The sequence below is a fragment of the Streptomyces sp. NPDC090077 genome (genome assembly GCF_044747545.1).
In the GTDB taxonomy this organism is placed as follows: Bacteria; Actinomycetota; Actinomycetes; order Streptomycetales; family Streptomycetaceae; genus Streptomyces.
Map to the genome: position 1 here is coordinate 169,150 of NZ_JBIVEG010000013.1, position 19,297 is coordinate 188,446.

Consider the following 19,297-nt stretch of genomic DNA (forward strand, 5'->3'; position numbering starts at 1 on the left):
GGGGCGCGGCCGGGCTACCGGCGCGCCGCCGGGGAATCGACGAAGGCCAGGACCTCGTCGAGCGGGAGTCCGAAGACGGGGGCCGCGCGCTCCATGTCGAGGTCGAGCAGGCCGGCGGCCCACGCGCCCGGCTCCTGGCTGCGCTTGACCGCCGTCTCGGCGTCCAGGACCTGCGCGAGGGGGGCCAGCGGCCGGAGGGTGAGGTCGTCGCGGCCGGCCGACCGCAGGGCGCCGAGCAGCAGTTCCAGTACGAGGTTCCCGCCGCCCTTGCCGAGGCCGGCGAAGGAGGCGTCCACGTGTACGGCGCCCGCCGCGAGCGCGGCCAGGGTGTTGGCGAAGGCGAGCCGCAGGTTGTCGTGGGCGTGGAAGCCGAGCGGAACCGGCACCGACGCGTGCAGCGCCCGCACGAGCTCGCCCACGGCGTCGGGGGTGAGGCTGCCGTTGGAGTCGGCTACGTACAGTGCCTGCGCCCCCAGCTCGGCGGCGCGGACGGCGGCTTCCACCGTCAGGTCGAGGGGGTGGGCGCTGACCCGGATCAGGTTGACGACCGCCTCCAGCCCTGCTTCCCGGGCTCCGGCCAGCAGTGCTGCGGCCTCGTCGACGCGGGTCACGGGGAGCGGGATGCGCACCCCTCCCACGCCGCGGGCGGCCAGGGCCTTCCAGTCGGGGGCGCCGGTGCCGGGTTTCACCATCATCAGGACGGTGGCGGGCGAGGCGGCGTCGACGAGGGCGTCGAGCAGCTCCGCCGGGGGGAGGCCGCCCGGGGTGCGGCGGGCGTCCGGGGCGGCGGCTCCCGTCGCGTAGCCGACCTCGATGCGGGGGACTCCGCAGGCGGCGACGGCGCGGACGACCGCGAGTGCCTGCTCGTCCGTCCAGGTGTGGCCGTTCAGGTATCCGCCGTCGCGCAGGGTCACGTCGGTCACGAGGACGCGGGAGGCCTGCTGGACGGGCTGCCGGGCGAGGGTGGGTGCCGTCATGGGGCGAGCACCTGCTTCAGCAGGTGGAAGGCTTCGAGGAGTTCGCGGCGGCTGACGCGTTCGCCGGGGCCGTGTGCCAGCTCGGGGTCGCCCGGGCCGTAGTTGGCCGCGGGGACGCCGAGCTGTGCGAGCCGGCCTGCGTCGGTCCAGCCGAGTTTCGGCCGCACCCTGCCCTCGGCCAGGGTGCTCAGCCGGCGCAGCACCGGGTGCTCCAGGGAAGGCCGGGCGGCGGGTGAGTCCAGGGTGACCACGAGTTCGTCGGCCTCCGGGCCGAGCAGCTTCTCCACCTCTGCGAAGGCCTCCTCGCGGCTGCGGTTCGGGGCGTACCGGGAGTTGACGTGCACCACGCACCGGTCGGGCACCACGTTGGAGTCGCCGCCGGCCTCGACGCCCACGATCTGGAGGGCCTGCGGATAGGTCAGGCCGTCCAGCGTGACGGGCTGCGGCCGGTGGTCCGCGCAGCGCGCCAGGGCGGGCAGGGCCCCCTCCACGGCGTTCGTCCCCTGCCAGGGGCGGGCGGTGTGCGCGGCGCGCCCGGGGAAGGCCGCGCGGACGCGCAGGCTGCCCTGGCAGCCGGGTTCCACCCAGCCCCCGGTCGGTTCGAGGAGGACCGCCGCGTCGGCCCGGAGCAGTTCGGGGTGGCGGGCGGCGAGGTGGTGCATGCCGCTGAGGTGGCTGCCGGACTCCTCGCGGTCGTAGAAGACCAGGGTGCAGTCGTACCGGGCCCCGGCCACGGCGTGCTCGGCGAGTGCGAGCAGGACCGCGAGTCCGCCCTTCATGTCGACGGCGCCCCGGCCGGTCACCTCGTCGCCGTCGAGCCCCGTGGGCTGGGGCGGTGCCGTGGCGGGCACGGTGTCCAGGTGCCCGGCGAGCAGGACCCGTGCGGGGCGGCCGCGGTCGCTGCGGGCGATGACGCAGTGGCCCAGCCGGACGACCTCCAGGTGGTCCAGCCTCCGCAGCCGGTCTTCCACGAAGTCGGCGATCGCCGACTCGTCGCCGCTCTCGGACGGTATGTCCACCAGGCGCAGGGCGAGTTCACCGAGTGCCCCGGCCATGTCCGCGCTGTCGGCGGCCCGGGTCCCGGGGGCCGGGGTCCTGGGCGCCGTGGCTCCGGGCGCCGTGGCCCCGGCGGGCGGCGGCGTCACACCGCACCGCTCTCGTCCTCGCGGTGGAAGCAGCAGCCGACCCGCGCTCCCGCCCCCATGCTCACCACGCTCACGTCCGGGTCCCCCACCCCGCGCACCACGGACCCCGCGTAGTGGTCACCGGCCATGAAGACGCCCCAGTTCAGCACCTGCGACCCGGTCTCCCCCTGGCCCGGGAAGGGTTCGGGGGCGGGCACCACCCTGCGCTGCACGACGAACGGGTTCCGGAAGGCCTCGTCGAGCGCTTCGCGCCACTGCGCCGGGCTCATCGACCAGCCGGTGGCGACACCCGCGCCGCCGTGCAGGAGGCTGGGCTTGAGCACGAGGGACGCCTGGTGGTCCAGGCAGTAGGACTCCAGGTCGACGTGCTCCCCCGCCACTTCGACGGGGCCGCGCCGCATGCGCCTGGTCCAGGGGAGGAAGCGGTCGACCAGTTCCCGGTCCCCGTCGGACAGGGTGGCCCTGACCTGCTCCTCGCCGAGGAGCGCGAGGGCCCTCTTGTTGCCGTACATCTCGGTGTCGAGCGGGGCGAACACGGTGACGCCGCCGGCTTCGTGGCAGCGCAGGATCGGGTCGATGAGCTCGATCTCGCCCGTCTCCTCCAGCAGGTCCTCGATGATGAAGAACCGGTAGACGATGTCGACGGGGCGGCCGTCGACGAACAGCCGTCCGCCCTCCTCCTTCAACTGGCCCGTGTGGCAGGCCACCGCGTCGACGCCGTGGTCCGCCAGCATCCGGGCCATGTGGCCGAGCCTGCCTTCGAGGTCCGCGAAGGCACGGGGGGTGTCGACGATCGCGACGAACGGCCGGTCGCCCCACCAGGGGGCGCGGGCGGAGCCGAGCATGACGCGGACGATCTCGCCCAGGGTGTCGGCGTACCGCAGGCGCTCGCGCTCCGCGAAGTCGGCCACCGCGGGGACGTCGAGCAGCGCCCGGTTGATCTCGGCGTTCTCGAAGCCGCCGAGGGCGCTGCTGAGGTTGAACTCCAGGAGCCGGAAGCCGTCGCCGTCGTGGTAGAGGTCGGCCCGGCCCAGCGGTACGGGGTCGGCGCCGGCCGTCCGGCGGACGGCGTCGGTCTGCGAGCGGGTCATCCCCACGAGTGCGCAGTAGCGGGCGAGGTCGCCGTCCGCCACCCGGTCGGGAAGGGTGGTGAGCAGCCGGAACAGTCCCGACAGGTCGCGTCCCAGGCCTTCCTGCTGGGCGTGTTCGAGGAAGAGCGGCCGGCCCAGGAACGCTCCGCCGTACGCGGTGGTGAGGAGGTCCGAGTCGACGGCCTTGTGGATCGCCTCGCCGGTGGTGCGGTGGTCGACGGTGGCGAGGTAGTGCTGTGTGATGCCGTTGGTCACGGCGTCTCCCTGGGTTCGCTGGTCTCGATGACGGGTGTGGCGGACGTGCCGCGCGGGGTGGGGGTGTCGGGTGTGGCGGAGGGGGCGTGTTCCTGGGCGGGGCCGGGCGGACGGTGCGTGCCGCCCCGCAGGCCGAACGTCCAGGCGGCGGCGGTCGTCAGGACGCTGAGCAGGCCGGCCGCCAGGAACACCGGCCGGGGGTCGCCGTGGTTCATCGTGGTCAGCGCGCCTCCGGCGAGCGCGCCGACCGGGCTGGCGGCCAGTGCGGCGACCCTGGCCGTGGCGGTCACCCGGCCCAGCAGGGCCCGGGGTACGAGGCGTTGGCGCAGGGATCTGATCAGCACCACCGCGGTCACGGTCGAGCAGCCCAGCAGCAGGTTCAGCAGCAGCAGCGGGACCAGTGACGTCGCCACGCCGAGCGAGGCCAGCGCCACGCCCAGCCCTGCGGCGCCGAGCGCGATGAGCGTTTCGTGCCGCATCCGGGCACCGAGCCGGACCGCCACCGCCGCCCCGAGCACCCCGCCCACACCGCCGGCGGCGACGACGGCGCTCACCGCGGAGGTGCCGAGGTGGAGGGTGTCGCGCAGGTAGAACACCAGCAGGTAGCCGACGGCGAGGAACAGGTTGGCGCTCGCCTGGAGGCAGGTGACCACCAGGACGACGCGCAGGGACCGCAGGCAGCGGAACCCCTCGGCCAGGTCCCCGCCCACCCCGCGCAGCGCCTGCTTCAACGGCGGGGAGGGGGCCCGTTCCGTACGCTTCCGGCCGCGCAGGACGTGCAGGACGGTGGCGAAGGAGACGGCGAACGTGCAGGCGTTGACCACCAGGGCCACCTGGAGGCCCCAGAGCGCCGACAGCACGCCGACCAGACCGGGCCCGACGACCTGTGCGCCCTGGGTCGCCGCTTCCAGCAGCGAGTTCGTGCGTACGAGCCGTTCCTCCGCGACCAGGTCCCGCACGGCCACCGTCAGCGCGGTCTCGAAGAAGACCCCGGCGCCGGCCGCCACGAAGGCGAGGGCGAGGATCACCGGGACGCGCAGCTGCGAGGTGGCGGCGAGCAGGGCGAGGGTGAGGAAGACCCCGAACCGTACGGCGTCCATGGCCAGCATGACGCTGCGGGGGTTCAGCCGGTCCACCAGGGCCCCGGCCGGCAGGCCGACGAGCAGGTATCCGACGGTCCGCGGGATGGCGGCCAGGACCGCGGCGTACGGGGACCCGCTGACCTCCAGGACGAGCAGCGGGATCGCCAGGATCGCGAGGCCGTCGCCCATCAGGGAGACGCTCTGGCCGCCGAGGAAGATGCGGAGCGCCAGGGGCGAGGGCCGGCCGGGCGCCGCTTTGGTGTTGTCCTTCGCCATTCGGACCGACCGCCTCTGCCGCGCGTTCTGAATTCTTCGGATTCCGGAATTCGTGTAGGGGAATCGAGGCGCGATGGCGGCATCGATGGGCCGCGGAATTTCCGTTATCCAGGGGAATTCACGGCGCCGTACACACAGAACACGATGGGACGGACAGGCATCCCCGAGCAACGGTTTCGCGCTGGACGGTAGCGGCCATGGCCCTCACGGGCCATGGCTATACAAGGGCAAATCGGACACGGCTGGGGAGGCCCGGGAAATCCCGCGGGGCACACCGGTGGCGGGAGCGGGCCCCGTTCCGCCCCGTGCCACCCCCCTGCCGGGTCAGGTGCGGTTCGCGGGCAGCCAGCCGTTCTGGACCGCCTGGACGCCCGCCGCGAACCGGCTGCGCGCCCCCAGGGCCTCCATCAGCTCGGCCGCGAACCGCCGGGCCGTACGGGAGGACACTCCGAGCCGCTTGGCGATGGCCTGGTCGGTGAGACCCTGGGCGAGCAGCCGGAGGGCCTCGTGGTGCTGGCGGGTTAGCCCGTTGGTGTCGCGTTCGACCGTGGGGCCGAGCGGGCTGGCGGCCTGCCAGGTGCTCTCGAACAGCTCGCACAGGGCCGTGCTGATGCCCTGCCCGGTGAGGACCACGGCACCGCTCTGCGCATCGGCGGTGTCCATCGGCAGCACGGCCTCGTTCCGGTCAGCGATGATCATCCTGATGGGCAGGCTGGGAGCCGTACGGACCTGGCCGCCGTGCTGGTGGAGCCAGTCGACGTGGCGCAGGGTCGGCTGGTGGTTGCGCACGCTGTCGAGGTAGATGGTGCGCATGACGACACCGCGCTCCAGCAGGGCCGCGTTGGGCGCGCGACTGGCCTCCAGGTCGCTGTCCGTGTGTGCGCCGCCCGGAGCGAAGGTCATGATCTCGTGCTCCACGTCGGCGGCGAGCCGAGCGAGCCGGGCGCGTATCTCCTGCGCGCCGGTCAGCTGCTCCACGCGGATCCCGGTGGCGGGCCCGCGCAGGGCGGAGCATTCGGCGACCAGTTGCGCGGCTGCGGCCCGAGCGGATTCGACGCGCTCCTGATGGGCGGCGAGCTCGGCCTGCTGGCGGGCGAGCAGCAGGTTCATGGCCTGTTCCGGCCCCATCACCCGGAACGCGCTGTCGGCCTGGCCGGACGGCCGGACGAGTGCCAGGGAGCTGAGCCGGTCGAGGCAGTGGCGCAGCGTGTCCTCCGGCAGGCCCAGGCGCTGGGACAGGGCGGCTATCCCGTCGTCGGGATGGGCCAGCATGGCGCGGTAGAGGCGTGCGGTATCCGTGTCAAGACCAAGCGCAGCCAGCATGGTTGGGGACTCCCGGTCAATGATTGTGTCTGTGGACGGGTTGTGAAGCATCGGTGCGGTGTTCCGATCTTGCCTGAGGGGATGCCCCGGGGCGACGTCAGGTTGCCTGTCGGCGCGCCCGGCCCGCGCCGCCGCCGCGGCGACCTGGGTCCGCCCCGGTGACGGTCGCGTGGGAAAAGAATCACTGCTGCCCCGTCAGAGGTGTATCAATGGACAGTCGCTCCTCGGGGCGACGTCCGGAACCAGCGCGCCCTGCACGACACTTGAGCCCTGGCCACGCCCCCGCCACGGACCTGGCGCCGGCCCGTCCGGCCGGATGCGGGGCGGACGGGTCCCACGAGCGCCGCGCCGGTCACCCGCGGACGTACGGTGCCGCGAAGGGCCCGGCGGGCCAGGCCACGGCACGCCACCACATGACACGGCACAGCACGCAATTGCGCGCGAGAGGTGAAGGGGAACCGTGTACCTCGTACATGTCCGTCTCGACGGACCCGCGGACCTGCCGCTCCCCGAGGAGACCCGCGCTCTCTTCACCTGCTGCGCCGGCCCCGACGACGGCCTGGAGCACGTCAGCCTGCACCCGGACGCCCCCGGCGGACCGGTCGTCGGCCTCTTCCTGACCGCGCCCCTCCTGGCCGCCGCCGAGCTCAGGGCCGCGGCGCTCTGCATGCGCGCACTCGCCGCGCATCCCCGGCTGGCGCCCTTCCGGATGGCCTCCTGCGGGGTGGTGCTGGTCCCGGAGTACTGGGACGTCCTGGCCGCGCCGTCAGCGGTGGACGGGATAGGACACGACATATTCCGTCCACCGGTATCCCCTTCCGGCACCCCCGGCGAGCCGACACAGTGAGAACACCGGCGGGGCGGGAAGAGGAAACACGCTTCCGGGGGCGAACGCCGGTCGTCCAGAGCCAGAACTGAAACAATTCACGAAGGGCCCCTTTCCGTGAGCTTCACACCGACTCTCAGGACCATCGCCGCCGGCTGCACCGCGCTCGCCGCCCTCCTCTTCGCCCTGGCGGCCTCCCCGGACGGCGCGCCGTCCCTGGCGGACGGGCCGCACCGGGCGACCGTGCAGACCGGCGGCACGGCCCACCCCCACCACGGTCCCATCGACCAGAACGACGTGACCTGGGGCGCCTGAGCCCCCGCACCCCTCCCCCGGGCCGGGGCCCGCGCCCACGACCGCCGGTCGAGCCTTCGGCTCCCGGCAGGCCGGCGATGCCGGGCGGGCCCGGCACCGGTTCACCGCGGGCCTGACACCGGCCCGCCCGTCCCGGCGCCACCGAGCCGCCGGCACGCGCGCGGACACCGGGCCCTCCCCGCGGAACGCCGGACCCCGACTCCCTTCAGGGGCCGTGCCCCCGAGGGCAGAGACATGGAGCAGCGCTGAGCATGACGACCGCCACCACACCGCATTCCCAGGAACTCCTCGACCAGGGCTACACCCTGATCGGGGACATCACCACCGACGAGGAGGCTGCCGACGCCCTGCGCGGGTTCGGCACCCTGATGCCCCAGTACGACGGGCAGTTGCGCTACCAGGTGAAGGCCGCGCCGGGCTTCGAGGACCGGCGCTACTCGAAGAGCACCAACACCATCCTGGTGCACACCGAGGCACCCGGCTGGAACCCGCCGCCCCGGTACCTGGCCCTGCACTGCCGGGTCCAGGCCCGCTGCGGCAGCGGACACACGGAGCTGGCCGACGCCTACGCGTTCACCGCCTCCCTCGGTGAGGCGGAGCGCCTCGCCGTGCACGGCGAGGGCGTCGACTGGGTGGGCCACAACACCGGGGGCACCGGCACCGCCGGGGTCCACCGCCCGGTGGTGGAGCGCACGCCCGAACGGCGCGACATCGTCCGGTTCAGCTACAACCTGCTGACGGCGGGCCACTACGACCCGCCCGTCGACGCCGACGTACCCGCCGAGGAGCTGCCGCTGGGCGCCCTCGGCCGCGAACTGGCCGTGCGGGCCGAGGCGTTCTTCCGCGCGCACAAGGTCTCCGTGCTCATCCCGGAGAACTCGGTCCTCGTCTGGGACAACCACCGGATGCTGCACGCCCGCTCCTCCTACGCCGACGCGCGGCGCCACCTCACGCGGTACTGGCTCTCGGAGTCCTGAGCCCCGCCGCGCCGCACCACCGCCGGAAGCCGGCGCCCCGACCACCAGCCGTGCCGACCGGCACCGCTCTCCCGTGAGGAACGTGATGAACGGCGACTCCCCGACCGCCGAACGCCCCGACGAAGCCGCCGCCCAGGAGTTCCCCGGGCCCCCGCTTCCCGAGGGCGTCCCCGACTTCGACCCGAACGACCCGGTGGAGAGCGCCGTGATCCGCCGCCTCGTCGGGAACTGGCACCGCAGGGCCACCGTCAAGCGGGACGAACCCGACCTCGACGAGCTCTTCGACCCGGCGCGGGCGGACTACCCCGAACGCATCCTGCCCTTCCACGACCACCCGACCTACCTGGCCCTGAGCCCGGAGAAGCGGTCCGAACTGCTCAGCTGGGCCTGGATCGCGTACAACCGGCACACCGTCATGGCCGAGCAGAAGGTGGCCAACCCCGCCTTCGCCCTGGTCATGGAGGGCGAGTACCCGGGCCTCGGCGGGGAGGCGCTGCACCTGTCGCTCGCCCAGGCCATGGTCGACGAGCAGTACCACACGCTCATGCACCTCAACGCGAGCGCGGTGACGCGCCGGCGCCGGGGCCGCGCCATGCCGGACGACGCGCTGCCGCTCTCCCACACCGCGCGCGTCCACCAGGAGCTGCGGGACCGGGCCGTGGAGCGGTCGGAGAAGTCCCTGACGACCCTGGCCTTCGCCACGGTCTCCGAGATATCCATCAACGCGTACCTCGACCTCCTCGCCGAGGACACCACGATCCAGCCGATCAACAGCACGACGGCGACGCTGCACAACCGTGACGAGTACTGCCACGCGTCCATCTCGCACGTGCTCGCGGAGATGGTCTACGGGCACCTGAACACCTCTCAGCGCCGGTACTTCCTGGACATGCTGATGGAGGGTCTGGACGCCTTCGTGGCCAACGACTACTCGACCTGGCACCGGATCGTCGACCTCGCCGGCATCGCGGGCGGACACGAGATGCTCGCCGACTGCCAGGCGCAGGCGGGCCGCGGCCGGCTGGTCCGCGACTACACCGGACTGCACAAGCTCGTCGAGCAGATGGGCGTGGCCGACCAGGTGGACTTCGACTGGTCCCGCTCCCGCGTCGACTCCTGATGCTGAGCCCCCGCACGGCCGGTGGCGGACAGCCCGCCACCGCGTACCCCTGAGGATTCCGGGTGAAGACCTACTCCCACGAACGCCTGGCGGCGCTCGCCCGCGACCGCGGCATGTCCGACGAGTACCTGCGCGACCTGCGGATCGTCTCCTCCGTCCTGCCCTTCAAGGTGAACGAGTACGTCGCCGACCAGCTCGTCGACTGGTCGGCGGCGCCCGACGACCCGATCTTCCGGCTCACCTTCCCGCACCGCGACATGCTCCCGCCGGAGATCTTCGACGGCATCAGGGCGCTGCACGAGGCGGATGCGCCGCGCGACGTGCTGCGCAAGGCCGCCGCCGACGCCCAGGAGCTGCTCAACCCGCACCCCGGCGACCAGCTGGAGGCCAACGTGCCGACGCTGGACGGCCGCAGGCTCGACGGACTCCAGCACAAGTACGCCGAGACGCTGCTGGTCTTCCCCTCACAGGGCCAGACCTGCCACGCGTACTGCGGGTACTGCTTCCGCTGGGCCCAGTTCGTCGGCGTGGCCGAACTCCGCCAGGCCCTGCGCGCGCCCGCCGACCTCACCGGCTACCTGACGGCCCACCCCGAGGTCACCGACGTCCTGTTCACCGGCGGCGACCCGATGATCATGAAGACGGAGGTGCTGAAGCGCTGGATCGAGCCGCTGCTCACCCCGGCCATGGAGGGCGTCCGCACCCTGCGCTTCGGCACCAAGGCGCTCTCCTACTGGCCCGCCCGGTTCACCGCCGACTCCGATGCCGACGACCTGCTGCGGCTGCTGGAGCGCTGCGTCGCGGCGGGCCGCCACGTCGCGGTGATGGCGCACTTCTCCCACCCGAGGGAGCTGGAGACCCCCGTCGTACGGGAGGCCATCGCCCGGGTCCGTGCGACCGGCGCGGTGATCCGCGCCCAGGCGCCCCTGATCGCGCACGTCAACGACAGCGCGGACGTGTGGGCCTCGATGTGGCAGCAGCTCGTGGAGCTGGGCGTCGTGCCGTACTACATGTTCGTCGAGCGGGACACCGGCGCCCGCAGCTACTTCGGCGTCCCCCTCGCCAAGGCGCTGGACATCTACAACGACGCCATCCGCGGGGTCTCCGGACTGGCCCGCACCGCCCGCGGACCGGTGATGTCGGCGGCCCCCGGGAAGGTGCTGCTGGACTCCGTCTGCACCGTCGCGGGGGAACGGGTCTTCTCGCTGCGCCTGCTGCAGGCCCGCGACCCCCGGCTGGTGGGCCGGCAGTTCTTCGCCCGCTACGACCCGGCCGCCGAGTGGTTCGACGACCTGCGCCCGGCGGCGGGTTCCTGGTTCCCCGGCCTGCCGGACCCGGAGGCGCAGCGGCCGTCGGGGGCGGGCGGCCGATGAGGATCACCGCGCACGAGACCAGCCTGACGCAGCGCCACCTGTGGCGTTCCGCCCGGGAGGCCATCCCGGTGACGCGGACGGTGGTCGTCGAGGCCGAGCAGGACGGGGTGTCCGGCTACGGCGAGGCGTCCTGCTTCATGACGGACCACTACAACTCCGGCCTGGAGCGGATGCACGCCGACCTGCGGCGGGTCGCACCGCTCCTGGCCACGCTGGACCCCGGCGGTCCGGGGGATGCGGACGGCGTCTGGCGCCGCCTGGCCGCCGCGCTGCCCGCGTCCCCGTTCGTGCTCGCCGCCCTCGACACCGCGGTGAACGACCTGCGCGCCCGCCTGCTCGGCCTCCCGCTGTGGGCCTCCCTCGGCCTCGACCGGCCGCAGGGCCTGCGCTCCAGCTTCAGCATCGGACTCGACACCCCCGAGACGATGGTCCGCAAGCTGCGCGAACGGCCCGGCTGGTGCGCGTACAAGGTCAAACTCGCGGACCCCGGCGACCTGCGCATCCTGCGGGAGCTCAGGGAACAGACGGACGCGCCCTTCCTCATCGACGGCAACTGCGGCTGGGAGCTCTCCCGGCTGGTGCCCGCCCTGCCCGCCCTGCGGGACCTCGGGGTCCGGCTGATCGAGCAGCCCTTCCCGCGCGCCGCCTGGGCCGAGGCCCGCACGCTCAGGGAACTCAGCCCGATCCCGGTCGTCGCCGACGAGAGCATCACCTCGCCGGCCGATCTGGACGCCTGCACGGAGGCCTTCCACGGCATCAACGTGAAGCCCATGAAGGCCGGCGGCATCACCCCGGCCCTCACCCTGCTGCGCGCCGCCCGGGAGCGCGGCCTGATCACCATGCTGGGCTGCATGCCCGAGTCCGCCGCCGGGGTCTCCGCCACCGCCCACCTCGGCGGCCTGGCCGACCACCTCGACGTCGACGTGGTCGACCTCCTCGCGGTCGACACCGGACGGGGCCTCGCCCTCGACGCCACCGGGCACGTCACCCTGCCCGACCGCCCGGGCTCCGGCTACCTCCCGGACCCCGCGGCCCACGGCTGGTCCGTCCACCGCGTACCGGCCGCCCGCGTGCACCCGGTCCGCGAGGAGGTGCTCGGGCCCGGACACCCGGAGGAGGCCCTCGCCCACCCCGGGGACGGGCTCCCCGCCACCCGCCACCTCGCCGCCCTCCGGCAGGGCCGTGCGGTGGGCTGCGCCTCCCTCTACGCCGAGGACCCGCCGGACGGCTGCGCCGTGCCGGGGGCCCGGCCCGGACGCGCACGGCGGCTGGGCGGCCTGGCCACGCACGGCGAAGTGCGCGGGACCGGCGCGGGCGGCGCGCTCCTGCGGACCGCCCTCACCCTCTCCGCCCTGGACGGCGCCGACACCGTCTGGTGCCGCGTCGACGACCCGGCCGCCGGCTTCTACCGCGAGCACGGCTTCGAAGTCCTCGGCCGCCCCCTGGACCTGCCGGGAACCGGCGTCCGACACCTCATGCACAGGAGCATCCGTTGAGCGCTGAAGACCCGACCGGGACCCCCGACGGCGCACCCGCGCCGCCCCACGGGGGCCACGTGATCCACGCGCGGCGGGCACGCCTGCTCGCCCGCGAGGCGTTCGCCTCCGCGGGCCTGCCCGCCGGGGCCGCGGAGCAGGTGGCCGACGCGCTCGTGACCACCTCGCTGCGCGGCGTCGACACCCACGGCCTGCGCCTGCTCCCGCAGTACCTCACGGAGCTGGCCACCGGGGTGGCCCGGGCGCAGGCGTCCCCGGCCGTCGTACGGGACCGGGGCGCCGGGCTGCTGCTGGACGCCGACGGTTCCCTGGGCGTGCTCGCCGGGCTGTCGGCCGCGCGGCTCGCCGCGGAGCGGGCCGCGCAGTTCGGCGTCGCCGCGGTCGGCGTGCGCAACTCCAACCACTTCGGTGCCGCGTCCGTCTACACGCGGCAGCTGGCCCGTCAGGGCCTGGTGGGCATCGCGCTCACCTCGGCCGCGTCCCGGGTGGCGCCGTACGGCGGCATCGAGCCGCTGTTCGGGACCAATCCGATCAGCGTGGCCGCGGGCGGCGGGGACGGGGAGTTCGCCCTGGACATGGCCACCAGCCAGGTCTGCTTCGGCGAGGTCAAGCAGCGCAGGGCCGAGGGCCGCGGCCTGGACACCGGCTGGGCGACCGACCGGCAGGGCCGGCCCACCCCGGACCCCGAGGAGGCGTACGCGCTGTCCCCGCTGGGCGGTTACAAGGGGCAGGGCCTGGCGATGGCCGTCACCCTGCTCGGAGCCGTCCTCACCGGCACCGCACCCGACTGGCGGCTCGCCCAGGTCGGTGCGGGCGGCGCGGGACGCAGCCGGGGGATCGGGCACCTGGTGCTCGCCCTGGACCCGGCAGCGTTCGCCGGCACCGAGGAGTTCGGCACGGGACTCGCGGACCTGCTGACCACGGTCCGCACCTCGGCCGCCGCCGCGGACGGGCCCGTCCTGGCCCCGGGGGACCCCCAGCGCGCGCACGAACGGGACCGGGAGGTCCGCGGCATCCCGCTGGACACCCGCACCGCGGCGGTCCTCTCCGAACTGGCCGAACGGCTCGGCGTGCCGGGGCCCGTACCCGGCTCCGCCCCGTCCGCAGCGTCCGCCCCGTCCACCGCGTCCGAGGAGGTCGCCGCATGATCCTCGTGCTGATCAGCCCCCGCCAGGCCGGGCTGCCCTTCGCCGCCTGGCTCCCGGAGGAGGCGGGCCGGCTGGTCGCGGTCACCGCCGCCGGGGCCGACGTGGGCCCCGGCTTCGCGGAGGTCGTCACCGTCCCCGACTACACCTGCGACGACGCCGTGCTCGCCGCGGCCCGGGACGCGGCCCGTCGGCACCGCCCCCGCGCCGTACTGGCCCTGGCGGAGGCCGACGTCGAACGGGCCGCCCTGCTGCGCGGCGAACTCGGGCTGCCCGGCCTCGACACCACCGCGGCCGCCGCCTACCGCGACAAGGTCCTGATGAAGGAGTACGCGCGGGCCGCGGGGATCCCGGTGCCCGCGTTCGCGCCCGTCGCCACCGTGGGCGACCTCACGGACTTCATGGCCGCCCACCCCGGCCGGGTCGTCGTGAAACCGCGCGGCGGCTCCGGTTCCACGGGCGTGCACGTGCTCGACGCACCCGGCCGGGCGGCCCCCCTCGCCGGCCTGCTCGCGGACGGCTCGTACGAGGTGGAGGAGTTCGTGGAGGGCGTCCTGCACCACGTGGACGTCTTCCGGGTGGCGGGCGAGCCGGTGGCCGCCGTGGCGTCCCGGTACACGGGCGCGGGCTGCCTGACCCACTGGGCCGACGCTCCGCTCGGCTCCCGCAACCTCGACCGCGCCGACCCGCTGCACGAACGGCTGGTCGCGCAGACGTGGCGGCTGATCGACGCGCTGCCGTCCCCGGAGACCCTCTGCGCGCACGCCGAGTTCTTCGTCACCGGCGACGGCCGGATCGTGCTCTGCGAGGTGGCCGCCCGCGTCGGCGGCGGGCCCATTCCCACGATGCTCCGCCACGTCCTGGGCGTCGACCCGCGGGAGCTGTGGGCCCGGGTGGAGTGCGCCCTGCCCGTCGCGCTCGACCGGGTACGGGAACACGCGCGCACCGCACCCCTCGCCGCCTTCTGCGGCATCCCGCCGAAGCACGGCCGGGTCCTGCGACTCCCCGAAGCACCGCCCGGCGCACAGGGCTTCGCCGTCCACACCCACCTCGGGGACGACTGGACCGGAGAGCGCTACCGGCAGCGCAAATCCGGCGACTTCCTCGCCAGCTGGATACTGACCGACCCCGACGCCGCCGCGCTGGACGCCAGGCTCGACGACACCGCACGGCAGGTGGACGCGGACTTCGGCTGGGAACGGCCGCAGGAGACCGCTCCGTACACGGCCCGGCTGCTCCCGCCCGGCCACCTCCCGCAGAGCGGCGGTTCCGCCGGCGCACCGGACCTCGTCTGGGACGACCCCCGGTGGCTGCGGTTCACCGCGCGCACGGACCTCCACGAGGTCCGCTGCCTCGAAGTGCTCGAAGGGGAACGCCCGGTGGCCCTGGCCACGCTCATGGTCACCGCCAAGCCGGGCGGACTGCTCTTCTACGACGCCCCCCGGCTGGCGGGCACGCCGTCACCCATGGCCGAACCGGAACTCCTCGACCCGGCCGACCGCGAACGCTGGGACGCGTACACGGCGTCCCTGCCCGAAGGCCGCCCGGACCACTACCCCTCGCTGGCCCTCGCCACCTTCGGCAGCCACCACGGCGTGGTCCACTCCCCCGGCCGCTCCCCCGGCCAGCGCACGGCGGTCATGGCGGCGCTCCCCGCCCTCCTCCAGCGGGCCGCGGCCGAACTGGGCTGCCGCAGCACGGCCCTGCTGTACGTGGGCGAGCCCGACGCGGAAGCGGTGGACGCCGCCGCCACCCGGGCCGGGTACCACGCCACGCTGCTCGGCGCAGAGGCCGTGCACCAGCTGTACCCGGACACCGCCGGCGTCCCCGGCACCGACGACGCCGCCGACCGCTGGGAGTCGTACGTCGCGGGCATCGGCAGCCGGCGCCGCAGGGGCCTGCGCAAGGAGGTCGGGCAGTACGAGCGGGACGGCTTCCGCACCGTGGTCACCACCGGTCCGGGCGCCATCGACGACACCGTGGTCGCGCTCCAGGTGACCCACCGGGCAAAGTACGGGCTGCCCGGAGGGCACGAGCGGGTCCGCCGCGACTTCGACGCGCTCCGGGAGGAGATCGGCGAGTCGTGCGTGGTGCTCGGCGCCGTGCGCGAGGGCCGGACGCTCGGCTTCGCGCTGTTCCTCAGGGCGGGCGACTCGCTCTTCCTGCGGACCGTGGGCTTCGGCCCCGAGGCCGCGGGCTGCTACCTCGCCCTCACCTACCACGAGGCGACCCGCTGGGCGCTGGAGAACGGCATCCGCCGCATCCACTACGGGCTCGCCACCTACGAGGCCAAGTTCCAGCGCGGCTGCACGCTGCGGCCCCGCTGGGGCTGGTTCGCCTTCCACGGGCCGGACGCCGACGGCTACCGCGAGGTGCTGGCCCTCCAGTCCCGGAGCGTCGAACGCCGCCTGGAACGGGTGGGCAGCCCCGCCACCCCCGTGCCGTCCCGCCTCCCCTCCCCCGCCACCTCCTCGAACCCGCCCCACGGAGCCGCCCGATGAAGCTCACGCCCACCAGCGACATCTGGATGGACGGCAAGTTCGTCGCCTGGGACGAGGCACAGGTCCACGTCCTCACCCCCAGCCTCCACTACGGATGGGGTGTCTACGAGGGCATCCGCGCCTATCCCACCGCCCGCGGCACCGCCGTCTTCCGGCTGCGCGACCACCTCCGGCGGCTGCACGACTCGGCGCGCGTCTACCTCATGGACCCGGGCCACAGCGTCGACGAACTCACCGGGGCGAGCGTCGAACTGCTGCGCCGCACCGGCCTGGGGGCCGGCTACCTCCGCCCGCTCGTGTACCTCGACTACGGCACCATGGGCGTGGCACCCCGGCTGGACAGCGCCAGGGTCGCCATCGCCGCCTGGCCCTGGGGCTCCTACCTGGGAGAGAAGGCCGAGCAGGAGGGCTGCCGGCTGGCGGTCAGCAGCTGGCAGCGCAACGGCGTCCACTCCGTGCCGCCGCTCGCGAAGGCCACCGGGGCCTACGTCAACTCCGCGCTGGCCAAGGTCGCCGCGGTGCGCGCCGGGTACGACGACGCCCTGATGCTCACGCCCGGCGGGCACGTGGCCGAGGCGTCCGCCGCGAACGTCTTCGCCGTACGGGACGGCGTGCTGTTCACCCCGCCGGTCAGCGACAACATCCTGCCGGGCATCACCCGGGACACCGTCATCACGCTCGCCCGCGAGCTGGGACACGAGGTCCGGGAGCAGAGCCTGACCCGCAGCGAGCTCTACGTCGCCGACGAGGCGTTCCTCACCGGCACCGCCGCCGAGATCGTCCCGGTCGCCTCCGTCGACGACCGGCCGGTCGGCGCCGGGGGCTGCGGGCCGGTCACCCGGCGGCTGCGCGAGGCCTTCGGGGACGTGGTGCACGGCCGGACGGACACCCACGACGACTGGCTCACGTACGTATGACGGCCCTGTTCCGAACCAGGCCGGCCGAGAGCCCGCCCCGGCAACCCGCAGCGCCCCTTCCGCCCCTCACTCCCCCGACCCCGACCCCGAGGTGAAGAGTCATGTCCGAGCACGTCCTGGTCATCGGCAGCGGCCGAGACCTGCCCACCCGCCTCCGCCGGGCCCGGCCGGGCACCCGGACCACCGTCATCTGCCGTCTGGACTACCTGTCGAGGCTCCGCGAGACGACGGAGCACACCCGGATCCTCGGGGTGGGCACCGAAGCCCCGGCCGAGGAGTGGATCGCGCTCGCCCGGACCGTGCACGCCGCCGATCCGTTCACCCGCATCGTGGCCTTCGGCGAACGCGACCAGGACAAGTGTGCGCTGGTCGGCGAGGCGCTGGGCCTCGCCGCGCACTCCCCGCGGACCGTCGCCCTGGTGTACGACAAGCAGGCCATGCGGGCCCGGCTGCGCGAGGCCGGGATCGACTCCACCGCCAGTGCCCTGGTCTCGGACGCCGGCGAACTGCGGGCGTTCCTCGCCGCGCACGGCACCCCCTGCATCGTGAAGCCGGCCGCCGGCTCCTTCAGCAAGGGCGTCGCCCTGGTCCGCGAGGCCGACGAGGCCGAGGCGGCGTTCGCCAGGGCCGGCGGTGAACTCGGGGACTGCGGCGGGACCGCCGGGGTCCTGGTGGAACAGTTCCACGAGGGGCCGCAGTTCAGCGTCGAGGCGTTCTCGGAGGCGGGTGAGCACCAGATCGTCGCGATCACCCGCAAGTACTCGGACCCGCTGACCTTCGTCGAACTGGGCCACGTCTCGCCCGCCGACCTCGACCCCGGCCGGCAGAAGCAGGTGCACGGCTACGTGGAGCGGATCCTGGACGCCCTGGGCATCGAGTCGGGGGCCACCCACACCGAAATCGTCCTCGGCGCGGCGGGACCGCAGGTGATCGAGACGCACGTACGCATGGGCGGGGACGAGATCCCGGCGCTGGCGCACGACGTGACCGGCGTCGACATCGCCGAATGCCTCATCCGCCACACCCTCGGCGAATCGGTCCTCCCCGGCATCCGCGCCACGCTCGCCGAGCCGCGCACCCCGAGGAGTTCGGCGATCTGGTTCGCCGCCCTTCCCGCACCCGGCGTGCTCGCCGCGGCCTCGGGTCTCGAAGACGCCCTCGGCGTGCCCGGGGTGACCGAGGTGCAGCTGCTGGCGCCCGCCGGGTCCGCCGTCGGCGTCCTGGAGTCCTCCGAGTCCCGCGTCGCCTACGCCCGCGCGCTCGCCCCGACCGCCGAAGGGGCGCTGTCCGCCGCCCGGGAAGCGGTGGACCGCCTGGGCTTCGAACTGCGGGTGCGGGCCACGGGCCGGGGAACCCTGTGACCCCCTCCGCACCCGCGCGGGCCGCCGCCCGGCAGCCCCGGCCCATCAGTCTGGCCGACTTCCGCGCCGCCGCCCGCGAGGTCCTGCCCGCCGCCGCGTTCGACTACCTGGAGGGCGGCGCGGCGGACGAGCACACGGTGCGGTGGAACGCCGAGGCCTACGAACGGCTGGCGCTGCTGCCCCGGGTCCTCACCGGCACCTCGGGCGTGGACACCCGCCGCACCCTCCACGGCACGGAACTCCCCTCGCCGGTGCTGCTGGCACCGACCGCGGCGCACGGGCTGTTCCACCCCGAGGCGGAAGCGGCCACCGTACGCGGCGCCGCGGCCGCGGGGGCGCTCACGACCGTGAGCACCTTCTCCACCCTCACGCTGGAGGAGATCGGCGCCGCGGCCACCGGGCCGTGGTGGTTCCAGCTGTACGTGCAGAGGGACCGGGCGCTCACGGAGGAGCTGGTGCACCGGGCCCGTGCGGCGGGGGCCGGCGCCTGCGTGGTCACCGTCGACACCCCGGTGACCGGCCTCCGGGAACGGGACCTGCGCAACGGTTTCGCCCTCCCCTCCCACGGGACCCCCGCCAACCTGGCCGGATCGCGTCCCGGTGCGCCCGGATCCGCGCACCGGGGCATCCACGACCCGCGGATCGACCCGGCGGTCGGCTGGGCCGATCTGGAACGGCTGCGTACGGTGTCCGGGCTGCCGGTCCTGGCCAAGGGCATCGTGCGCCCCGACGACGCCCGTCGGGCGGCCGAAGCCGGGATCGGCGTCTGGATGTCCAACCACGGGGGCCGCAACCTGGACACGGCGGCACCGCCCCTCGCCACGCTGCCCGCCGTCGCCGCCGCGGTGGCGGGCCGGGTTCCGGTCGTCGTCGACGGCGGGATCCGGCGCGGCACCGACGTGGTGAAGGCGCTGGCGCTCGGCGCGGACGCGGTGGCGATCGGCCGCCCGTACGTCTGGGGCCTGGCCGTCGACGGCGCCGACGGCGTCAGCGCCGCCCTGCGCGCCCTGCACCGGGAGACGGAGCTCGCCCTCGCCCTGCTCGGCGCCCCGGACCTGGCCTCGCTGACCCCGGACCTCGTGGCTCCGGCCCGGTGACCCTCCGCCGGCGGCCGTCG

Annotated in this window: 16 protein-coding genes; 11 read left to right on the forward strand and 5 right to left on the reverse strand. The window is 74.4% G+C overall.

Annotated features, from left to right (window positions below):
• Positions 1–14: 14 nt before the first annotated feature.
• The 5 genes from ACIPW5_RS22520 to ACIPW5_RS22540 all read right to left on the reverse strand — a co-directional run bounded on the left by ACIPW5_RS22520 (position 15) and on the right by ACIPW5_RS22540 (position 6,149).
• Positions 15–977, reverse strand: a complete 963-nt coding sequence (locus tag ACIPW5_RS22520; RefSeq protein WP_401247606.1) for a hypothetical protein — start codon at positions 975–977, stop codon at positions 15–17.
• Complete coding sequence (gene dapE / locus ACIPW5_RS22525) at positions 974–2,032, reverse strand: succinyl-diaminopimelate desuccinylase (RefSeq protein ID WP_401247609.1); 1,059 nt, start codon at positions 2,030–2,032, stop codon at positions 974–976. Before dapE ends, ACIPW5_RS22520 begins: the two co-directional genes overlap by 4 nt.
• An 86-nt stretch (positions 2,033–2,118) precedes the next feature.
• Complete coding sequence (locus ACIPW5_RS22530; protein WP_401247612.1) at positions 2,119–3,468, reverse strand: hypothetical protein; 1,350 nt, start codon at positions 3,466–3,468, stop codon at positions 2,119–2,121.
• Positions 3,465–4,826: an MFS transporter gene (locus ACIPW5_RS22535; protein WP_401247615.1), complete on the reverse strand. Its 1,362-nt coding sequence runs from the start codon at positions 4,824–4,826 to the stop codon at positions 3,465–3,467. Before ACIPW5_RS22535 ends, ACIPW5_RS22530 begins: the two co-directional genes overlap by 4 nt.
• Positions 4,827–5,150: 324 nt before the next feature.
• Positions 5,151–6,149 (reverse strand): helix-turn-helix domain-containing protein, encoded by a 999-nt coding sequence (locus ACIPW5_RS22540; protein ID WP_401247617.1) that lies wholly within the window; start codon positions 6,147–6,149, stop codon positions 5,151–5,153.
• A 460-nt stretch (positions 6,150–6,609) separates the two neighbouring features.
• Between ACIPW5_RS22540 and ACIPW5_RS22545 the strand changes: the two genes are divergently transcribed.
• The 11 genes from ACIPW5_RS22545 (at position 6,610) to ACIPW5_RS22595 (ending at position 19,277) form a co-directional block, all read left to right on the forward strand.
• Complete coding sequence (locus ACIPW5_RS22545; protein ID WP_401247620.1) at positions 6,610–6,996, forward strand: hypothetical protein; 387 nt, start codon at positions 6,610–6,612, stop codon at positions 6,994–6,996.
• Between the two features lie 96 nt (positions 6,997–7,092).
• Positions 7,093–7,290 (forward strand): hypothetical protein, encoded by a 198-nt coding sequence (locus ACIPW5_RS22550; RefSeq protein WP_401247623.1) that lies wholly within the window; start codon positions 7,093–7,095, stop codon positions 7,288–7,290.
• 251 nt (positions 7,291–7,541) lie between these two features.
• Positions 7,542–8,267 carry a TauD/TfdA family dioxygenase gene (locus ACIPW5_RS22555; protein ID WP_401247626.1) on the forward strand — a complete coding sequence of 242 codons (726 nt, stop codon included), beginning with the start codon at positions 7,542–7,544 and terminating at the stop codon, positions 8,265–8,267.
• 85 nt (positions 8,268–8,352) lie between these two features.
• Positions 8,353–9,387 carry a diiron oxygenase gene (locus tag ACIPW5_RS22560; protein WP_401247628.1) on the forward strand — a complete coding sequence of 345 codons (1,035 nt, stop codon included), beginning with the start codon at positions 8,353–8,355 and terminating at the stop codon, positions 9,385–9,387.
• 62 nt (positions 9,388–9,449) lie between these two features.
• Positions 9,450–10,760, forward strand: a complete 1,311-nt coding sequence (locus ACIPW5_RS22565; RefSeq protein WP_401247631.1) for a KamA family radical SAM protein — start codon at positions 9,450–9,452, stop codon at positions 10,758–10,760.
• Positions 10,757–12,256, forward strand: coding sequence for a GNAT family N-acetyltransferase (locus ACIPW5_RS22570; protein WP_401247633.1), 1,500 nt, complete (start codon positions 10,757–10,759; stop codon positions 12,254–12,256). The genes ACIPW5_RS22565 and ACIPW5_RS22570 overlap by 4 nt, the downstream gene beginning before the upstream one ends.
• On the forward strand, positions 12,253–13,404 hold the full coding sequence (locus ACIPW5_RS22575; protein WP_401247636.1) for an Ldh family oxidoreductase: 1,152 nt from the start codon (positions 12,253–12,255) through the stop codon (positions 13,402–13,404). Before ACIPW5_RS22570 ends, ACIPW5_RS22575 begins: the two co-directional genes overlap by 4 nt.
• Complete coding sequence (locus ACIPW5_RS22580; protein WP_401247638.1) at positions 13,401–15,902, forward strand: GNAT family N-acetyltransferase; 2,502 nt, start codon at positions 13,401–13,403, stop codon at positions 15,900–15,902. The genes ACIPW5_RS22575 and ACIPW5_RS22580 overlap by 4 nt, the downstream gene beginning before the upstream one ends.
• Positions 15,899–16,819, forward strand: coding sequence for a branched-chain amino acid transaminase (locus ACIPW5_RS22585; protein WP_401247640.1), 921 nt, complete (start codon positions 15,899–15,901; stop codon positions 16,817–16,819). Before ACIPW5_RS22580 ends, ACIPW5_RS22585 begins: the two co-directional genes overlap by 4 nt.
• 101 nt (positions 16,820–16,920) lie before the next feature.
• On the forward strand, positions 16,921–18,180 hold the full coding sequence (locus ACIPW5_RS22590) for an ATP-grasp domain-containing protein (protein WP_401247642.1): 1,260 nt from the start codon (positions 16,921–16,923) through the stop codon (positions 18,178–18,180).
• Positions 18,177–19,277, forward strand: a complete 1,101-nt coding sequence (locus ACIPW5_RS22595; protein WP_401247645.1) for an alpha-hydroxy acid oxidase — start codon at positions 18,177–18,179, stop codon at positions 19,275–19,277. Before ACIPW5_RS22590 ends, ACIPW5_RS22595 begins: the two co-directional genes overlap by 4 nt.
• Positions 19,278–19,297 lie beyond the last annotated feature (20 nt).

Bases quoted from the DNA above. Each gene is read 5' to 3' on its own strand.
- ACIPW5_RS22555 (WP_401247626.1), top strand. From the start codon at position 7,542: ATGACGACCGCCACCACACCGCATTCCCAGGAACTCCTCGACCAGGGC.
- ACIPW5_RS22570 (WP_401247633.1), top strand. From the start codon at position 10,757: ATGAGGATCACCGCGCACGAGACCAGCCTGACGCAGCGCCACCTGTGG.
- ACIPW5_RS22580 (WP_401247638.1), top strand. From the start codon at position 13,401: ATGATCCTCGTGCTGATCAGCCCCCGCCAGGCCGGGCTGCCCTTCGCC.
- ACIPW5_RS22535 (WP_401247615.1), bottom strand. From the start codon at position 4,826: ATGGCGAAGGACAACACCAAAGCGGCGCCCGGCCGGCCCTCGCCCCTG.
- ACIPW5_RS22520 (WP_401247606.1), bottom strand. From the start codon at position 977: ATGACGGCACCCACCCTCGCCCGGCAGCCCGTCCAGCAGGCCTCCCGC.
- dapE (WP_401247609.1), bottom strand. From the start codon at position 2,032: ATGGCCGGGGCACTCGGTGAACTCGCCCTGCGCCTGGTGGACATACCG.
- ACIPW5_RS22590 (WP_401247642.1), top strand. From the start codon at position 16,921: ATGTCCGAGCACGTCCTGGTCATCGGCAGCGGCCGAGACCTGCCCACC.
- ACIPW5_RS22560 (WP_401247628.1), top strand. From the start codon at position 8,353: ATGAACGGCGACTCCCCGACCGCCGAACGCCCCGACGAAGCCGCCGCC.
- ACIPW5_RS22585 (WP_401247640.1), top strand. From the start codon at position 15,899: ATGAAGCTCACGCCCACCAGCGACATCTGGATGGACGGCAAGTTCGTC.
- ACIPW5_RS22540 (WP_401247617.1), bottom strand. From the start codon at position 6,149: ATGCTGGCTGCGCTTGGTCTTGACACGGATACCGCACGCCTCTACCGC.